Below are 14,443 nucleotides of genomic sequence, written 5' to 3'. Positions count from 1 at the left end.
CGACGAAAGTCACTGTCCCCGATGAGCGCCCACCCGAGGCCGTTCAGCACGCGCTGGTCAACGCCAGCTCGATCACGGTGCCCAGCGCGTCGCGGCGGGCCCTGGCCCGACAGTTGCACGTCTGGCCGTGCCACACGCTGTCCGTCGCACCGGGCTCGCTTTTTGCGGCCTCGATGTCCGGGTGCTCCCAGTCGATGCCGCAGCCTTGCTCGCCGAAGGCCTGCCGTTCGGCCCGGGTCAGCACGCGCAGCGGGTCCTCCGTCGAAGGCAGCGTCAGTTTCGCGCGCAGTTCAGTCGATTCGATGGTGGCATCGCGCTTGGCCGTGAACTGGCCACCACTGCGGAAGCGGTACAGCAGCTCGACCGAGTTTCCGGCGTGCCAAACGCTGCAGGCCTGGATGCCGGTGCCCGTCGCGGCGGCCGCGAACAAGGCACCGGACGTGACGCTGCGCTGCAGTTCCCCCGCCAACACCCGGTTGGCAGTGGTCACGTCACCGAGCGACTCGCATGCCGGCGCTTCGCCCGCTGCGGTGGCGGGCAGCATCGGCGTGCAGGCCACCAGGCCCGCCGCCAGGCCCAGCACCATGCAACGACGACGCCAGTCAGAACTGCGCGTGCCAGCGGACGAGGCCACCCTCGGTGTCGAGAAACTTGTCCAGGCCCGTGAGCCCCCGAATCGTCTTCTTGATTGCTTCGGCATCTTTGTCGACCGGCTGCACGTCGAAGGCTTCGCCCGACAAGTGTTTGCTGAACTTGCCGAGGTCGGCATCGCTCGCGCTATTGAACACCGACAACAGGCCTTCCGCGATCTCTGCCTGGGTTTTCTTGTCAGGATTTGCATCCACCCAGTCCTGGCACTGCTTGCGCAGGTCGCTCTTGGCGTAGGTCTCTTCGATCCACTTGCGGTTCTTGACCACGTTGCTGGCCATCGCCCGCGCCTGGTCCGCCTTGCCTCGCCGCCCGCTGGTGAAACTCACGGTCGGGTGGGCCTTCTTCAAGGCGTAGGCCGCCGTTCGCGCGGTGGCGGCCAGGTCCAGCGCTTCGATCTCGGTGTCGAGTTCGGCGCCGTCGGCCGCGCCGCTCGCCTGCGGCGCCGGCGTCTCGGCCCGCACGAGCGTGCCCGCATCGACCACTGGCTTGTTCTCGCCCAGGCCGAGAGGCCCCGGAATACTCGATGCAGCCATCGCACCCCCTCAAGTGGTTTGAGTGTCGTTCCTCAGGCGCCCTGCATGACACGAAGGATGTCGTCAGCAATGGCCTCACCGGTCATCTGGCTCAAGGTGTAGGTCTTGACGTAGGCGAAGTTCGTCTTGACAGAGACCTTGGGACACTCGGCGTTGTACTCGACCGAACCCTCGATCGCATAGTGCGCCCGCAATAACACGATGTGGGTGCAGCAGACCCCTTCGCCGCCGGTTCTGCACGCTGCCACCGACGCGATGACCGCATTGCGCCATGTCGCCTGCCATTGGCGTTCGCGGTCATACAGCGTGTAGCACGCTCCGCTGTTCTCGGGATTCTGGGAAGGCAGCGCGCCGCCTTCCCGATAGTTCGGCCACAGTGCCGCCTCCACATCCTTGCAGCCCCGCATGAACCAGCCGATTTCCTGCTGCTCCCCGCGCAGGTTGGAAGTACTTTGCCCCTGCTTCTCTCGCTCTGCCTCAGCCTTCATCTGCAGGCGCATCTTGGTGAAGTAGTCCATGGCCGTCTCCTTGCGAGTTCAGTTCTGCACCGGCAGTTGTGCGGCAGAGCGCCCGGCTTTGCTCCACGGCACCCCAAGCCGCGCTCATGCGCAAACGGGGGGTGCCGGCATCGTCAATCAAATCGATAGTCGAAGTCGCCTTCCTTCACCGCCAGCGCCACCCGGCCGATCGCCTTGCCTTCGGACAGCCGGGTCAGGTATTCGTGGCTGATGCGCGGCAGCACGGTGTTGGTGAGGATGGCGTCGATCACGCGGCCACCGCTTTCCACTTCCTGGCAGCGACTGACCACCAACTGCACCACGTCGTCGCCATAGCTGAACGGCACGCCGTGGTTGTCCTGGATGCGCCGGCCGATACGGCCCAGCTGCAGGCGCACGATCTGGCCCATCATCTGCTCGTTCAGCGGCACATACGGCACCGTGACCAGGCGGCCCAGCAGCGCCGCGGGGAAGACCTTCAGCAACGGCTCACGCAAGGCCTTGCCCATCGCCTCTGGCGCGGGCATCAGCTCCGGGTCCTTGCACAGTTTCATGATCAGTTCGCTGCCGGCATTGCTGGTCAGCAGGATGATCGTGTTCTTGAAGTCGATGTAGCGCCCTTCGCCGTCTTCCATCCAGCCCTTGTCGAAGACCTGGAAGAACAGCTCGTGCACATCGGGGTGGGCCTTCTCCACCTCGTCGAGCAGCACCACGCTGTAGGGCCGGCGGCGCACGGCCTCGGTCAGCACGCCGCCTTCGCCGTAGCCCACATAGCCCGGCGGCGCCCCCTTGAGCGTCGAGACGGTATGCGCCTCCTGGTACTCGCTCATGTTGATGGTGATGACGTTCTGCTCGCCGCCGTACAGCGCCTCGGCCAGTGCCAGCGCCGTCTCGGTCTTGCCGACACCCGAGGTGCCGCAGAGCATGAACACGCCGATCGGCTTGCTCGGGTTGTCCAGCCGCGCGCGCGAGGTCTGGATGCGTCGCGCGATCGTCTCCAGCGCATGCACCTGGCCAACGACGCGCTGGTTCAGCGTGTCGGCCAGCTTCAGCACCGCCTCGACCTCGTTCTTCACCATCCGGCCGACGGGAATGCCCGTCCAATCCTGCACCACGCTGGCCACCGCCTGCTCGTCGACGGTCGGCAGGATCAGCGGGGCATCGCCCTGCAGCGCCTGCAACTGGCTCTGCAGCCCCGCCAGTTCGGCCAACAGTTGGTCGCGCTCGGCTGGCAGCAGGGGCTCCACGCCCTCGTCACCACGCAGCTTCGCGCGGATGTCGAGCACCCGGTCTACCAGCGCCTTCTCTTTCGCGTAACGCTCCTGCAGCACAGTCAGGCGGGTCTGCTCGTCGTCCAGCGCCGCGGCCACCTTGCGCCGCCGCTGCGTCACGTCGATGCCGATGCTGCCCTCTCGGTCGACGATGCCCTGCTCTACCTGCAGCGCAGTGATGCGGTGCTGGCAATCCTCCAGCTCCGGCGGCGTCGCGTGCTGGCTGATCGCCACGCGAGCGCAAGCCGTGTCGAGCAGGCTCACCGCCTTGTCGGGCAGCTGGCGCGCCGGGATGTAGCGGTGGGACAGACGCACCGCCGCCTCGATGCCCTCGTCCAGCAGTGCCACGCGGTGGTGCTTTTCGAGGATGCTGGCCACGCCGCGCAGCATCAGCACCGCGCGTTCCTCGCTCGGCTCGCCGACCTGGACGACCTGAAAGCGCCGTGTCAGCGCGGGATCTTTCTCGATGTGCTTCTTGTACTCGGCCCAGGTGGTGGCCGCGATCGTGCGCAGCTTGCCGCGCGCCAGCGCGGGTTTCAGCAGGTTGGCCGCATCGCCAGTGCCCGCTGCGCCGCCGGCGCCGATCAAGGTGTGGGCCTCGTCGATGAACAGGATGATCGGCTTGGGCGACGCCTGCACCTCGTCGATCACCGCGCGCAACCGGCTTTCGAACTCGCCCTTCATGCTGGCACCGGCCTGCAACAGACCGATGTCCAGCGCGTAGAGCGACACATCCTTCAGCTGCGGCGGCACGTCGCCCTGTGCCAGGCGCAGCGCGAAGCCTTCGACCACCGCCGTCTTGCCGACACCGGCCTCGCCGGTCAGGATGGGGTTGTTCTGCCGCCGCCGCATCAGGATGTCGACGATCTGGCGGATCTCTTCGTCGCGCCCGGCGATCGGATCGATCTCGCCGTTGCGGGCACGCTCGGTCAGGTCCACCGCGTAGCGCTTGAGCGCCTCTTGCTTGCCCATCGCCGCCGGTGCGATCGCTCCGCTGGCTTCGCCGGGCTCGGCGGCGCCATCGGTGGCGCGCAGATTCTGCTCGGGCGAACCTTCGAGCACCCGGTGGAAGTTGTCGGCCAGGTCGTCGATCTTGATGCGCTCGAACTGCTTCGAGATCGACAGCAGCGCGCTGCGCATCGACGCCGTCTTCAACAGTCCGACGACGAGGTGGCCGGTGCGTACCTGGGTGTCGCCGAACATCAGCGAGCCGTAGACCCAGGCCCGCTCGACCGCGTTCTCGACCCAACTCGACAGGTCGGTGATCGAGGTGGCGCCGCGGGGCAGGCGGTCCAGCGCGGTGGTCAGGTCGCTCGCCAGCACCGAGGCGTCGAGCCCGTAGTGCTTGACGATGCGGTGCAGGTCGGAGTCTTGCGTGTTCAGGATCTGGTAGAGCCAGTGCTGCAGCTCGACAAACGGGTTGCCGCGCAGCTTGCAGAACACGGTGGCGCCCTCGATGGCCTTGTAGGCCAGCGGGTTGAGTTTGCCGAACAAGGCGGTGCGTGCGATCTCGGTCATGGCGAGGCCCCCTGGTGATGTGAACGCCCCCAGGGCTGGGCTGCACCCAGCCCGCCCCCCGCGGGGGTCAAGGAAACTTGGGGCGGCCCGGCGTTTCCTTGTGTCGGTGATGTCGAGCGCAGCGTCGCGCCGGGCCGCAGACGCAGGTCGCCGCGGTCTTGCGTGTGCGGGCGGTGACCGGTGTGACCGCCCCAGCTCGTCAGGCCCAGGCGCGCATGGCGGCCCAGTTGTGGCGGTGGCACTTCCTGGTGCGCGAGCAGCGGCTGCACATCCCACAGCAGCCCGGGCCCGGCGTACTGGCGAATCCAGTCGTTCAATGGCCGCCAGGCCGAGCCATCGGGCAGAAAGCTTTGGTACTGCGCCAGCGTCAGCGGGCCCAGCACGACGCGGAACTTGAACTGCCGGTCCCACAGCTTGCTGCCCGCGCTGGTGTTGTGGCCCAACCGGGACGGCGTAGCGCCGACGCGCTCGGGCCGATTCCGTGCGTGGCCCAGGCGGCTGCGGTCCTGCACATCGATCGGCAGCCAGTGCGGCACATGCTGTTCGATGCGCACCGGCACCCCGAAATGCAGCGAGAGGATCTTCGCCAGGCCTTCCGGATGCCGTCCACAGCCGCCCAGCAGGCCGGCGTGGAACAGACGCGCGCGTTGCGGCACCGTGTCTTGCGGGCGCAGCGTGCCACTCAGGCCGACGGCGGCCCCCAGCCAGGCGGCATAGCGGTCGTCCGCCGGCCGGTCGTGCTGCACCGTCGGTTGGGCTTGTGCCCAGGCCCGGTAGAAGAACAGCAGCAACCGATGGTGGAACACGTCGAGAAAGCGCGCCAGCGTGGGGTCGCTGCGCTGGTGCAGTCGCTCGCGTGTGTACTCGGTCAGGTGCAGCGGCATCGGGCCCTGCGGGCCGAGCAGGCCAAAGAAGCGCACGCCCAAACGGGGTGCCGCCCGGCCGAGCGAGAAGCTCGAGAGCGCGGCCGGCGCAAAGTCCAGCTCGGGCTCCTGGCCGAGGCGAACCGCCTCTTGCCCTGGCCGAAGCGCGCGGCCCAGGCGCGGCGCTTGCGGTGTCAGGCCTTCGATACGCCGCAGCAGCACAAAGAAGTCGTGCGCCCAAGGGGCGGCCGCCACCTGGTCGAACAAGGCCTGCAACGCGGCCGCACGTTCGGCCACAGGCTCACGCGCCGTCACGACACGCGCTCCTGCCCGGCGCCCGACCCCACCCGCGCCGGCCACCGCTTGAGCAGGCCCCGCTGGGTCGACACCAGGCTCAGCTGGGTGAAGGTGTTGAGCGTCGCATGGCGGGCGAAGTACCGCTCCAGCACGCTGGCGAACAAGAAGGCACTGCTGCCCTGGAAGGCCAGTTCGTCCAGCTCCAGCGTGATCTCGCTGCCGGTGCCGAACGTCAACGGCCCGCCGAATGGCAGACGCCGCACCACCGAGCGCGCAGTGACCGAGCGCACGCCGTCGATCTGGCGCTGCCAAGCGGTGTCCAACGGCGGGCCATACAGCGTCAGCAACCGGCGCAGCGTGGCAGCCGCTTGCGCCGGCGGCTCGTCAGCCCAAGGCAGCTGATTCATCGTCAACAGGCTGACCAGGCTCCAACCCAGCTCGCCCACCGGCAGGCGACTCACCGGCCGCGTCGGGCCACGCAGCGCGTCCACCCGCAACACCGGGCCGGGTGCGTCCAGCCGCCAGGCGGGTGCCGCGGCATCCTGGCCGTTGTGTGGCAGCAGCGCAGGCAGGTCGCGGTTGGTGACCCACGCCGAGACGGAGAGCTGGCGAATGTCTTCGCGGTACGGCGCGTGCTGCGGATCGACCAGCGACAGGAACACCTCATCGCCGATGTAGGACGAGCGTGGCCCGTGCTCCTTCTGCCGGGGCGACAGCAGCCGCGGCTCGCGCCGCGCTGTGAAGTAGCCCGGCACCTCGCGCGGGGCCTCGTGGTAGGTCGCATAAAGCGGCCAGAAAGTCTGCTGCCCCAGCTGGCCGCTGCCGAAGCCGACCACCGACTGCAGGCTGTGCACCTCATAGTCCATTGGCCGGGTGCGGTCGGGCACCACGTGGTACTCCCAGGTTCCGGGCCCGAGCTGGATGCGGTCCAGCCGCTTCGGAAACAGGTTGATGGCCGGCGTGCAGTGCAGCGACAGGCTGTTGGCATCCACCAGCGGCTCGAGCGCCGCGTCGCCACGGTTGAACAGCAGCACGATCTCGGCCTCGCTGCCGGCGACGCGCGACAGGCGTTCCGCCAAACCGTTGATCTCGAAGAACAGGAAGCGCTGCGGCATCACCGCTGCCTCCTGCAGCAAGCGGCAACCCGAGAAGCTGCGATGCGCTTCCGGCAGCAAGGCCTCGTCCGACGCATAACCCAGCGGCTGCACGCTCTCGGCGCCGCGCCACTGGAGCAGCGCCTGGGCCGGCTCGGTGCCGACCCAGCTGCCCAGCGTCGACCCGAGTACCAGCTCATGCAGGCGAAACGCGACGTCGTCGGGTGCGCTGATGTACAGCGCCAGGTTGTCCAGCCCCAGCTGGTTGAAGGCGATGCCGCCGCCGGCCCGCAACCGCAGCCGCAAGCCTCCCTTGGCGCCGAGCGCCGCGGGCAGCCGCGCCATCGGCAGATCGGGCGCGTGGGTAAAGTACTGGGCGCTGACCAGCTCGATCGGCCACAGAGTCACCGCATGCGCGGTGCGGAACTCGCAGCGTGTGTCCTGCCCGCGTGGCAGCTCTGAATGCAGCGCGCTGCCGCGCGGCACCGGGTAACCCTTGATCAGGTTGGGGTCGGTCGTGTCGACGCCGAAGCGCGCCACCATCATCGACGGCACCGGCGCCAGGAAGTTCGGGTAGATCGATTCGAGCAGGTGCGCGATCAGGCGCGGCTGCTCGGCGTCCAGCTTCAACTGCACGCGGGCGGCGAGGAACGCAAAGCCTTCGAGCAGCCGCTCGACATACGGATCGGCAACCTCGGCGCCCTCCATGCCCAGGCGCGACGCGATCTTCGGGAACTCGCGCGCAAACTCGGCGCCCACCTCTTGCAGATGGGTCAGCTCGTCGGTGTAGAGGCGGAGAAGGCGCGGGTCCATGTCGTCGGGCTCGCCTTCAGGTCAGGCTCCAGAACCAGACCTCTTTGCACTTGAAGTAGCAATGGGAGTGGCACAGGAGGTCAACCGTCGTCGATTCGAGCAGATCGATGTGGCCGCCGTCGTAGCCGACGATCTTCCAGAAGAAGACGACGCCCTTCTTGTTTTTCATGTCCTGCCTGGTCAGCGTGTCGAGATCGTGGCCGATCTCGGCATAGAGATCGGGCCCCGACACGTAGCTGGACTGCGCGTAGTCGGACGAGTAGTGGTTCTTCTTCAGCTCGGCGTACACGGGTGTCATGAGGGGCCTCCGCACGGAAACTCCTTCGCCAGCGTTGCCTCGATCAGACTGGCGGCGCGCTCGTCCAGCCGCTGGGACGGGAGCTTCCTGAAATGCTCATAGACGGCCTCCTTCAGCGTCACCATCTTCAGCCGCTTGTAGCTGCACCAGACCCGCCCCTCGGTCGAGTCCTGCACGCCGAGCAGATAGAGCTTGGCCTTCTCGCGCATCTGGCCGTCCGGGCTGGTGTAGGCCTTGAAGAAGTCGCGGCCGGCCAGGTTGACGCCGTCGGAATCAGGCGACTGCGCAGACACGCTCGCAGCAGCGCCGCCGAGCGCAGCAACGGCCAGTGAGAGAAGGAATCGAGCAATGACAGGGTTTCGTTTCATGGTGTTTCCGCTCCGCCCATGGAGCTTCGCGCCACTTCAGGGCCGGAAGACATCGCATCACGCAACCCCATCGACGCCGCTTTTTTCGCAGACTCGCGCATGAACTCCGCGCCCACCTCTTGCAGGCGGGGCAGCTCGTCGGTGTAGAGGCGAAGAAGACGCGGGGACATCTGCGCGCCTTCGCTACACGGCCATGGCCGTGGGCTGCTGGTCAAGCCATGGTTTTGCCTTGCCGCTGTAGGCCCAGGCGCGGCCGTCCCAATACTGCAGGTCCAGCGTTGCCAGGTTGAAACCACGGTCCTTCAACCGGGTGAGGAAGTCCGCCAGCTTGGCGGGCCCCGGGGCGTAATGGCCGCTGGCGTTGGACACACGACGAATGCGCCAGCTGGAGTCGACGTGAAGCATTCCGGCCATCTTGACGGGCCGGCCGCCGAAGAAGGATGAATGCTGGAACCGCCCCCTGACCTTGATGCCGACGTACATGTAGGTCGCCGCATCCATGACAAAGATCAGCTCGTGGTATCTGCCTGATTCGATCGCGTCACGCCAATCCTGCGGAAACCTGTCCGGCACCACGATGCGCTCGCCGTTGAACCGGATCTGGTGCGATGCCACCAATTTGTCGGATGGCACCTGAATCACCCCTTTGACGCTCGGCGGCAAAGGCTGCTTCTCGAGCCAATCGAGGAAGAGTTCCTTTCGATCGCCGGCGGCCCAGGCATCGAACTGGAGCTTGGCCTCCGGGCCGTAGCGATGCAGCGGATCGAGCGCCTCCAAGTAGTACGGGGGCTGGATCGGCAGGCAATCGTCGAACGAGCCTTCGACGATCTTGGAGACCTTCTCCACCAGACGACGCCAGTTCGCCTGCGCCTTCAGATGCGCGTTGATCGGCGGCCGAGGGTCCCAGCTGTCATACGGCCCCCAGAGGCTGCCATGCCCGAGTGGGCACACGAGTGCGCCGGCGCCGCTGGCGTCCGGATACCAACCGCCATAGTGATGGCCGGATTCACGACACTTCAGACACATCCAATAGTTCATGACTTGATCTCAGGGGGTTCTTCCGATTCACACAGCGCGGCCAGCGCCGAGCGCCACCGCATCCCGTACTTCCACCTGCCCCGCCTCCAGATCGAGCTGCGTGCGCAGCAAGATCTCCAGCGGCACCGGCTGCGACCACAGGTGGCCGCGGATTTCGAATTCGATGACGTTGTGGGTGTCGAGCACGCTGTTCGCCTCGATCGCATGGACCTCCAGCGTGTCGGCCAGGATGCGCGGCTCATAGCGGATCAGCGTCTGGCGGATCGCCTTCTCGAGCACGCTGACGTCGACTTTGGACGCCAGCTGGCCGGACAACGCCGGCAGGCCGAAGTTCAGCACGCTGCCCGCCAGCACCGGGTAGGCCTCGGCCAGCTTGCCCAGCGGCTGCACCGCATTGAGCAGCCAGCCCAGGTCGCGCAGCACCGCCTGGCGCAGCTGCGGCTTGGTCATCACGCGGCGGTCTTCGGCTTCTTCGCGCTGCTGCGGGTTGTCATCGGTCAGCCGATCAAGCAACGCCGGCTGCAGGCGGTCCTTCAGGTTCGCAGTCACGATGACTGCAATTCGATCGATCGGATGTCGAGCAACGCGTGCTCGCCCGCTTCGGTGGCGAACACGCGCTGGCCGAGGCCGGCGAACTGTTCGCCCCCCAGTGGCTGCCACTCGGTGCGTCGGGCCATCCAGATGCGCTCGTCTTCGAGCGCGGTGCTGCCCACATAACGCGTCGGGATCAGCGCGATCGCATCGCCGCCATTCGGGAACTCCAGGTGCGCCGGCGTCCAGACGAGGTCGCGCAGATCCTCTGGCGCCTCGATCTGCACCCGCCGCAACGCCGCGAACGGCACCCAGCAGTAACGGCCGTTGACGACCGCCTCCAGCACCGGGCCCAGCCGCGAATCAGCATCGCAGATCCACTCGAACGGATGGCCGTCGACCGTGCCAGCGATGGTGGGAGCCTGCTCCAGCGCCTGATCCCGCAAGGCTTGCGCCCCGGCCGAGTCACCCGACGCCTGAGCCTGCAGTGCCTGCACCAGCAAGGCCACCCATTCGGCCGGCTGCCCCAGCACCATCGGCGTGGTCTTGCCCTTGAACACCGCCTCTCGCGCCAGCTCGCATTGAAGCGCCTCGCGATAGGTGTGCACCATCGCCAGCGCGGCGTCGTCGAGCTCGCCGCAGAGTTCGAGCTGGGTCGCGGCACGCTCCCACTGACCGGCCACGACCATCAGCTGGAACAGCAACACACGAAGCTCGGCATCGTCGGGCCGGGCCCGAACCTGTGCCTGCGCTGCCGCCAGCGCCTGTGCGGGTTGACCACCCGACACCATTTCCCTGACCGGGTTCATGTCACTCCCCTTGTTCCGACGATGGCGCCGCCGCTCGGGCTGTCAGGCTCTCAGCTCAGGTCGTCCGTGAAGCTGTGGCTGGCACCCATCTGGCCGCTGGCGCTCTGCACCCGGTACTCGGCGGCGACCTTCTGAAAGCTCAGCGTCACTTTTTCGAACGGGTGGCCGTTGGCGTCGGTGTCGATGTCGTAGGCCACCACGCGCGCCTTCTCCAGCGTGAGGGAGAAAAAATCCTCCTGCGCGCCGCCGGCCTTGCGCAACGACAGCTTGGCGCTGCGCACCTCGTCGTTGGTGGCCACCGCGCTCATCAGGGCCGTGCTCGCCGTGTCCAGCCGTTTGCAGACCACCAGATGGCGGTAGCTGCGCCGACCGGTGGACAGCGCGGCAACGGCGTCTCCGGCCGCGCCAACGCCCCAGCTGAAGCCCAGCACGACGATGTCGTCCTGATGGCCCACGGCCACCGACTCGCCCTTGGCCTTGCCGGCCCGCTTGAGCGTCAGGTCGAGGTAAATGTCGGCGGCGGCCGAATCGACCAGCGCCGACATGCCAGGGCTTCCCGCCATTGCGCGCTCCAGCGGATCAGCGGGTTTCGGTGCTGGCGACGTTCCAGCCGAACTTGACCGCACCGCCCAGCGCGCCCTTGTCGTCCTGCGGCTTGTATTCGAACTCGATGTCGGCGTAGCTCAGCGCCACGCTTTCCGAGATCTCGCCACCACTGCTGGCCGACGGCGCCACCGAGGTGACCAGCACCTGCTTGAGCGTGACCTTCAGGAAGTCGAGCTGGCCTTCGCCGGCCTTGCGGCAGGTGATGATGGCCGAGTCGAAGTGCTTGCCGTTGGCGCAGTTCTTGGCCAGCACCGGCGAGGCCTTGTCATAGTAGTGCGCGAAGACGAGCTGGCCGGGGATGCCCTTGCCCTTGCCGGATCCGGTGCCCGCGGCGGCCGTGCTTTCCTGGCGCACGTCCCACGACCAGGCGAGCAGGTCGATCTCGCCCTTGTGGTCCTTGTGGGTGGATTCGCCTTCAACGCCAGCGAGCTTCAGGTGGGTGTCGATCGTCATGATGGGTCTCTCCTTGATGGATTCGTCGGGTACGTTGGAAAAGGCCCCTGGCTGTGTGAACGGGGCGGGAAACTAGCGGGTCTCGATGAAACGAAGGGGCGCTCGCTCACTTGCCTTCACGCCTGCTTCTGCGAAGGCAGCTTGGACACCAGGCGCAGCGACACCGTCAGCCCTTCGAGCTGGTAGTGCGGGCGCAGGAAGAACTTGGACGAGTAGTAGCCGGGGTTGCCGGGGATCTCTTCGACCGTGACTTCGGCGGCAGCCAGCGGCTTTTGCGACTTGGTGACCTCGGACGAGTTGGCCGGGTCGCCGTCGACGTAGTTCATGATCCATTTGTTCAGCCACTTCTCCATGTCGGCGCGCTCCTTGAACGAGCCGACCTTGTCGCGCACGATGCACTTCAGGTAGTGGGCGAAGCGGTTGCAGGCGAACAGGTACGGCAGCCGCGCGGCCAGGTTGGCGTTGGCGGTGGCGTCGGGGTCGTCGTACTCGAACGGCTTTTGCAGCGACTGCGCGCCGATGAAGGCCGCGAAGTCGGAGTTCTTGCGGTGCACCAGCGGCATGAAGCCGTTCTTGGCCAGCTCGGCCTCGCGCCGGTCGCTGATCGCGATCTCGGTCGGGCACTTCATCGCCACGCCGCCTTCGTCGGTCGGGAAGGTGTGGGCCGGCAGGCCCTCGACCGAACCACCCGACTCGATGCCGCGGATGCGCGTGCACCAGCCGTAGAGCTTGAACGAACGGTTGATGTTGACCGCCATCGCATAGGCCGAGTTGGCCCAGGTGTAGCTGGCGTGGTCGCCGCCGGCGGTTTCTTCCTCGAAGTTGAACTCTTCGACCGGGCTGGTCTTGGCGCCATAGGGCAGCCGGGCCAGGAAGCGCGGCATCGCCAGGCCCAGGTAGCGCGCGTCTTCGGACTCGCGCAGCGACTTCCAGGCCGCGTACTCGGGCGTGGTGAAGATCTTGGTCAGGTCGCGGGGGTTGGCCAGCTCCTGCCACGAGCCCATCTGCATCAGCGACGGGTTGGCCGCGGCAATGAACGGCGCGTGCGCCGACGCAGCGACCTTGCTCATCTCGCCCAGCAACTCGACATCCGGCGGGCTGTGGTCGAAGTAGTAGTCGCCGACCAGGCAGCCGAAGGGCTCGCCGCCGAACTGGCCGTACTCTTCCTCGTAGACCTTCTTGAACAGCGGGCTCTGGTCCCAGGCCGTGCCCTTGTAGCGCTTGAGCGTCTTGCCGACCTCGGCCTTGGTGATGCTCATCACGCGGATCTTCAGCATCTCGTCGGTTTCGGTGTTGTTGACGAGATGGTGCAGCCCGCGCCAGGCGCTTTCGATCTGCTGGAACTCGGGGTGGTGCAGGATCAGATTGATCTGCTGCGACAGCTTCTTGTCGAGCTCGGCGATCATGGCCTCGATCGACATGATGACGTCGCTGCCGATCAGCTGGGTCTGCGACAGCGCCTGCTGGGCGAGCGTCAGCACCGCCGTCTCGACGGCGCTCTTGGCGTCGTCGGTCTTCGGCTTGAACTCGCGGTTCAGCAACGAAGCGAACTCGCCGCCTTCGTACTCGATGCCGGTCAGTGCATTGGGCTGGACAAGGGTTTCTTCGGCCATGGTCGGTCTCCGCGGTGCTGGTCGATTACTGGGCGTCGGCGGCGAGCTTCGGTGCCGCGGCGGCCAATGACTTCAGCAAGGCCTCGTCCTTGATCACTTTCGCGATCAGTCCCTCGGCGCCGGTCTTGCCGTCCATGTAGGTGATCAGGTTGGCCAGTTGCTGGCGCGCTTCCAGCAACTGGCGCAGGCCGTCGACCTTGCGCGCCACTGCGGCGGGCGAGAAGTCGTCCATGCTCTCGAAGGTGATCTCGACGGCGAGGTTGCCCTCGCCGGTCAGCGTGTTGGTCACCGGGAAGGCCACGCGCGGCTTCATCGCCTTCATGCGGGCGTCGAAGTTGTCGACATCGATGTCGAGGAACTTGCGGTCGGCCACCGGCGGCAGCGGCTCGGTGGGCTTGCCCGACAGGTCGGACAACACCCCCATCACGAAGGGCAGTTGCACCTTCTTCTCGGCGCCGTAAAGCTCCACGTCGTACTCGATCTGCACGCGCGGCGCGCGGTTGCGGGCGATGAACTTCTGGCTGCTGGTTGCCATGTGCGTGCTCCTTCCGTGGGTGGCCTGTGACGTCGGGCCTATTCGTTGCCGATGCCGGCGAGCCGCTCAATCTGGCTGACCCCATCGGGTACCAGGTCGCGGACGATGTCGATGAAGTTCTTGCTCATCAGCCGCTGCGCGCGTCGGATCAGCAGCGGCGCGGGGTGGCTGGGTTCGTTGCGCTCGAACCATTCACACACGCGCGTCAGTGCACGCATGGCGTCTTCGCGCGAGTTGATGCCGGCCATCGGCGCCGCGGCCGATGCGCTGCCGTTGGGTGCAGCGGCTTGGCCATCCTGGCCAGCCGCCGCCAAGGCCTGCGTGGCCTGGCGGCCCGCGTCCGCCACATGCTGCATCAACCTGCGCAAGGGCGCGAAATCGGGGCCCTGCGCCGGTGCATGGCGGTCGATCACCGATTCGATGCCCTGCACGGCGGCCAGGCCGGCCTGCCAGGATTCCACCAGCGCGGGCGAGCGGGCGACAGCGGCGGCCAGGGCTTCATCCAGCGCTTGCGCCGTCGGCATCGCCTCGTCGGGCAGCAGCTCGGCGCGGCCCGAGGCCAACTCCACCTGGCGCACGGTCGGGCCACCTCGGGCGCCGGTCAGTTCGGCGGCGCGCAGATCGGCCAGGCCCTCGAGGTGCACGAGCGGCATCA

At 67.0% G+C, this 14,443-nt stretch carries 17 protein-coding genes; all 17 read right to left on the bottom strand.

Features of this window, described 5'->3' with window-relative positions:
• Window positions 1–43 precede the first annotated feature (43 nt).
• A complete protein-coding gene (locus VFY73_RS21420; protein WP_329722610.1) occupies window positions 44–586 on the bottom strand; it encodes a hypothetical protein in 543 nt (180 codons plus the stop codon).
• Window positions 587–602: 16 nt separating this feature from the next.
• Window positions 603–1,184, bottom strand: a complete 582-nt coding sequence (locus tag VFY73_RS21415; RefSeq protein WP_329722608.1) for a hypothetical protein — start codon at window positions 1,182–1,184, stop codon at window positions 603–605.
• A 32-nt stretch (window positions 1,185–1,216) separates the two neighbouring features.
• On the bottom strand, window positions 1,217–1,702 hold the full coding sequence (locus tag VFY73_RS21410; protein ID WP_329722606.1) for a hypothetical protein: 486 nt from the start codon (window positions 1,700–1,702) through the stop codon (window positions 1,217–1,219).
• 113 nt (window positions 1,703–1,815) lie between these two features.
• Window positions 1,816–4,470 carry a type VI secretion system ATPase TssH gene (tssH, locus tag VFY73_RS21405; RefSeq protein WP_329722604.1) on the bottom strand — a complete coding sequence of 885 codons (2,655 nt, stop codon included), beginning with the start codon at window positions 4,468–4,470 and terminating at the stop codon, window positions 1,816–1,818.
• Window positions 4,467–5,648 carry a type VI secretion system baseplate subunit TssG gene (gene tssG / locus VFY73_RS21400; protein ID WP_329722602.1) on the bottom strand — a complete coding sequence of 394 codons (1,182 nt, stop codon included), beginning with the start codon at window positions 5,646–5,648 and terminating at the stop codon, window positions 4,467–4,469. Before tssG ends, tssH begins: the two co-directional genes overlap by 4 nt.
• On the bottom strand, window positions 5,645–7,537 hold the full coding sequence (gene tssF, locus VFY73_RS21395; RefSeq protein WP_329722600.1) for a type VI secretion system baseplate subunit TssF: 1,893 nt from the start codon (window positions 7,535–7,537) through the stop codon (window positions 5,645–5,647). Before tssF ends, tssG begins: the two co-directional genes overlap by 4 nt.
• A gap of 16 nt (window positions 7,538–7,553) precedes the next feature.
• Entirely contained in the window at window positions 7,554–7,835 is a 282-nt protein-coding gene (locus VFY73_RS21390; protein ID WP_329722598.1) for a T6SS effector amidase Tae4 family protein, read from the bottom strand.
• Window positions 7,832–8,203: a Rap1a/Tai family immunity protein gene (locus VFY73_RS21385; RefSeq protein WP_329722596.1), complete on the bottom strand. Its 372-nt coding sequence runs from the start codon at window positions 8,201–8,203 to the stop codon at window positions 7,832–7,834. The genes VFY73_RS21390 and VFY73_RS21385 overlap by 4 nt, the downstream gene beginning before the upstream one ends.
• Window positions 8,200–8,373, bottom strand: coding sequence for a hypothetical protein (locus tag VFY73_RS21380; RefSeq protein WP_329722594.1), 174 nt, complete (start codon window positions 8,371–8,373; stop codon window positions 8,200–8,202). The genes VFY73_RS21385 and VFY73_RS21380 overlap by 4 nt, the downstream gene beginning before the upstream one ends.
• A 13-nt stretch (window positions 8,374–8,386) precedes the next feature.
• On the bottom strand, window positions 8,387–9,241 hold the full coding sequence (locus tag VFY73_RS21375) for a hypothetical protein (RefSeq protein ID WP_329722592.1): 855 nt from the start codon (window positions 9,239–9,241) through the stop codon (window positions 8,387–8,389).
• A gap of 27 nt (window positions 9,242–9,268) precedes the next feature.
• A complete protein-coding gene (tssE, locus tag VFY73_RS21370) occupies window positions 9,269–9,793 on the bottom strand; it encodes a type VI secretion system baseplate subunit TssE (RefSeq protein ID WP_414654505.1) in 525 nt (174 codons plus the stop codon).
• Entirely contained in the window at window positions 9,787–10,581 is a 795-nt protein-coding gene (locus VFY73_RS21365) for a type VI secretion system accessory protein TagJ (protein WP_329722588.1), read from the bottom strand. The genes tssE and VFY73_RS21365 overlap by 7 nt, the downstream gene beginning before the upstream one ends.
• Before the next feature lie 50 nt (window positions 10,582–10,631).
• Complete coding sequence (locus tag VFY73_RS21360) at window positions 10,632–11,144, bottom strand: type VI secretion system tube protein Hcp (protein WP_329722586.1); 513 nt, start codon at window positions 11,142–11,144, stop codon at window positions 10,632–10,634.
• Window positions 11,145–11,160: 16 nt separating this feature from the next.
• Window positions 11,161–11,640: a type VI secretion system tube protein Hcp gene (locus tag VFY73_RS21355; RefSeq protein WP_329722584.1), complete on the bottom strand. Its 480-nt coding sequence runs from the start codon at window positions 11,638–11,640 to the stop codon at window positions 11,161–11,163.
• A gap of 116 nt (window positions 11,641–11,756) precedes the next feature.
• Window positions 11,757–13,253, bottom strand: a complete 1,497-nt coding sequence (gene tssC / locus VFY73_RS21350) for a type VI secretion system contractile sheath large subunit (protein ID WP_329722582.1) — start codon at window positions 13,251–13,253, stop codon at window positions 11,757–11,759.
• Window positions 13,254–13,278: 25 nt separating this feature from the next.
• Window positions 13,279–13,788, bottom strand: coding sequence for a type VI secretion system contractile sheath small subunit (gene tssB, locus VFY73_RS21345; RefSeq protein ID WP_329722580.1), 510 nt, complete (start codon window positions 13,786–13,788; stop codon window positions 13,279–13,281).
• 38 nt (window positions 13,789–13,826) lie between these two features.
• The coding region (locus tag VFY73_RS21340) for an ImpA family type VI secretion system protein (RefSeq protein ID WP_414654504.1) at window positions 13,827–14,443 on the bottom strand (617 nt) is incomplete at its 5' end.

The sequence above is a fragment of the Ideonella sp. genome, from assembly GCF_036277275.1.
Lineage (GTDB): Bacteria > Pseudomonadota > Gammaproteobacteria > Burkholderiales > Burkholderiaceae_C > Ideonella.
The sequence above is the reverse complement of the archived record's forward strand: the minus strand, read 5'-3'. Positions and strand labels throughout refer to the sequence as shown.

Excerpts from the sequence above, each read along its gene's own strand:
- VFY73_RS21420 (WP_329722610.1), bottom strand. The coding sequence starts at position 586 with ATGGTGCTGGGCCTGGCGGCGGGCCTGGTGGCCTGCACGCCGATGCTG.
- VFY73_RS21415 (WP_329722608.1), bottom strand. The coding sequence starts at position 1,184 with ATGGCTGCATCGAGTATTCCGGGGCCTCTCGGCCTGGGCGAGAACAAG.
- VFY73_RS21410 (WP_329722606.1), bottom strand. The coding sequence starts at position 1,702 with ATGGACTACTTCACCAAGATGCGCCTGCAGATGAAGGCTGAGGCAGAG.
- tssH (WP_329722604.1), bottom strand. The coding sequence starts at position 4,470 with ATGACCGAGATCGCACGCACCGCCTTGTTCGGCAAACTCAACCCGCTG.
- tssF (WP_329722600.1), bottom strand. The coding sequence starts at position 7,537 with ATGGACCCGCGCCTTCTCCGCCTCTACACCGACGAGCTGACCCATCTG.
- VFY73_RS21390 (WP_329722598.1), bottom strand. The coding sequence starts at position 7,835 with ATGACACCCGTGTACGCCGAGCTGAAGAAGAACCACTACTCGTCCGAC.
- VFY73_RS21385 (WP_329722596.1), bottom strand. The coding sequence starts at position 8,203 with ATGAAACGAAACCCTGTCATTGCTCGATTCCTTCTCTCACTGGCCGTT.
- VFY73_RS21380 (WP_329722594.1), bottom strand. The coding sequence starts at position 8,373 with ATGTCCCCGCGTCTTCTTCGCCTCTACACCGACGAGCTGCCCCGCCTG.
- VFY73_RS21375 (WP_329722592.1), bottom strand. The coding sequence starts at position 9,241 with ATGAACTATTGGATGTGTCTGAAGTGTCGTGAATCCGGCCATCACTAT.
- VFY73_RS21365 (WP_329722588.1), bottom strand. The coding sequence starts at position 10,581 with ATGAACCCGGTCAGGGAAATGGTGTCGGGTGGTCAACCCGCACAGGCG.
- VFY73_RS21360 (WP_329722586.1), bottom strand. The coding sequence starts at position 11,144 with ATGGCGGGAAGCCCTGGCATGTCGGCGCTGGTCGATTCGGCCGCCGCC.
- VFY73_RS21355 (WP_329722584.1), bottom strand. The coding sequence starts at position 11,640 with ATGACGATCGACACCCACCTGAAGCTCGCTGGCGTTGAAGGCGAATCC.
- tssC (WP_329722582.1), bottom strand. The coding sequence starts at position 13,253 with ATGGCCGAAGAAACCCTTGTCCAGCCCAATGCACTGACCGGCATCGAG.
- tssB (WP_329722580.1), bottom strand. The coding sequence starts at position 13,788 with ATGGCAACCAGCAGCCAGAAGTTCATCGCCCGCAACCGCGCGCCGCGC.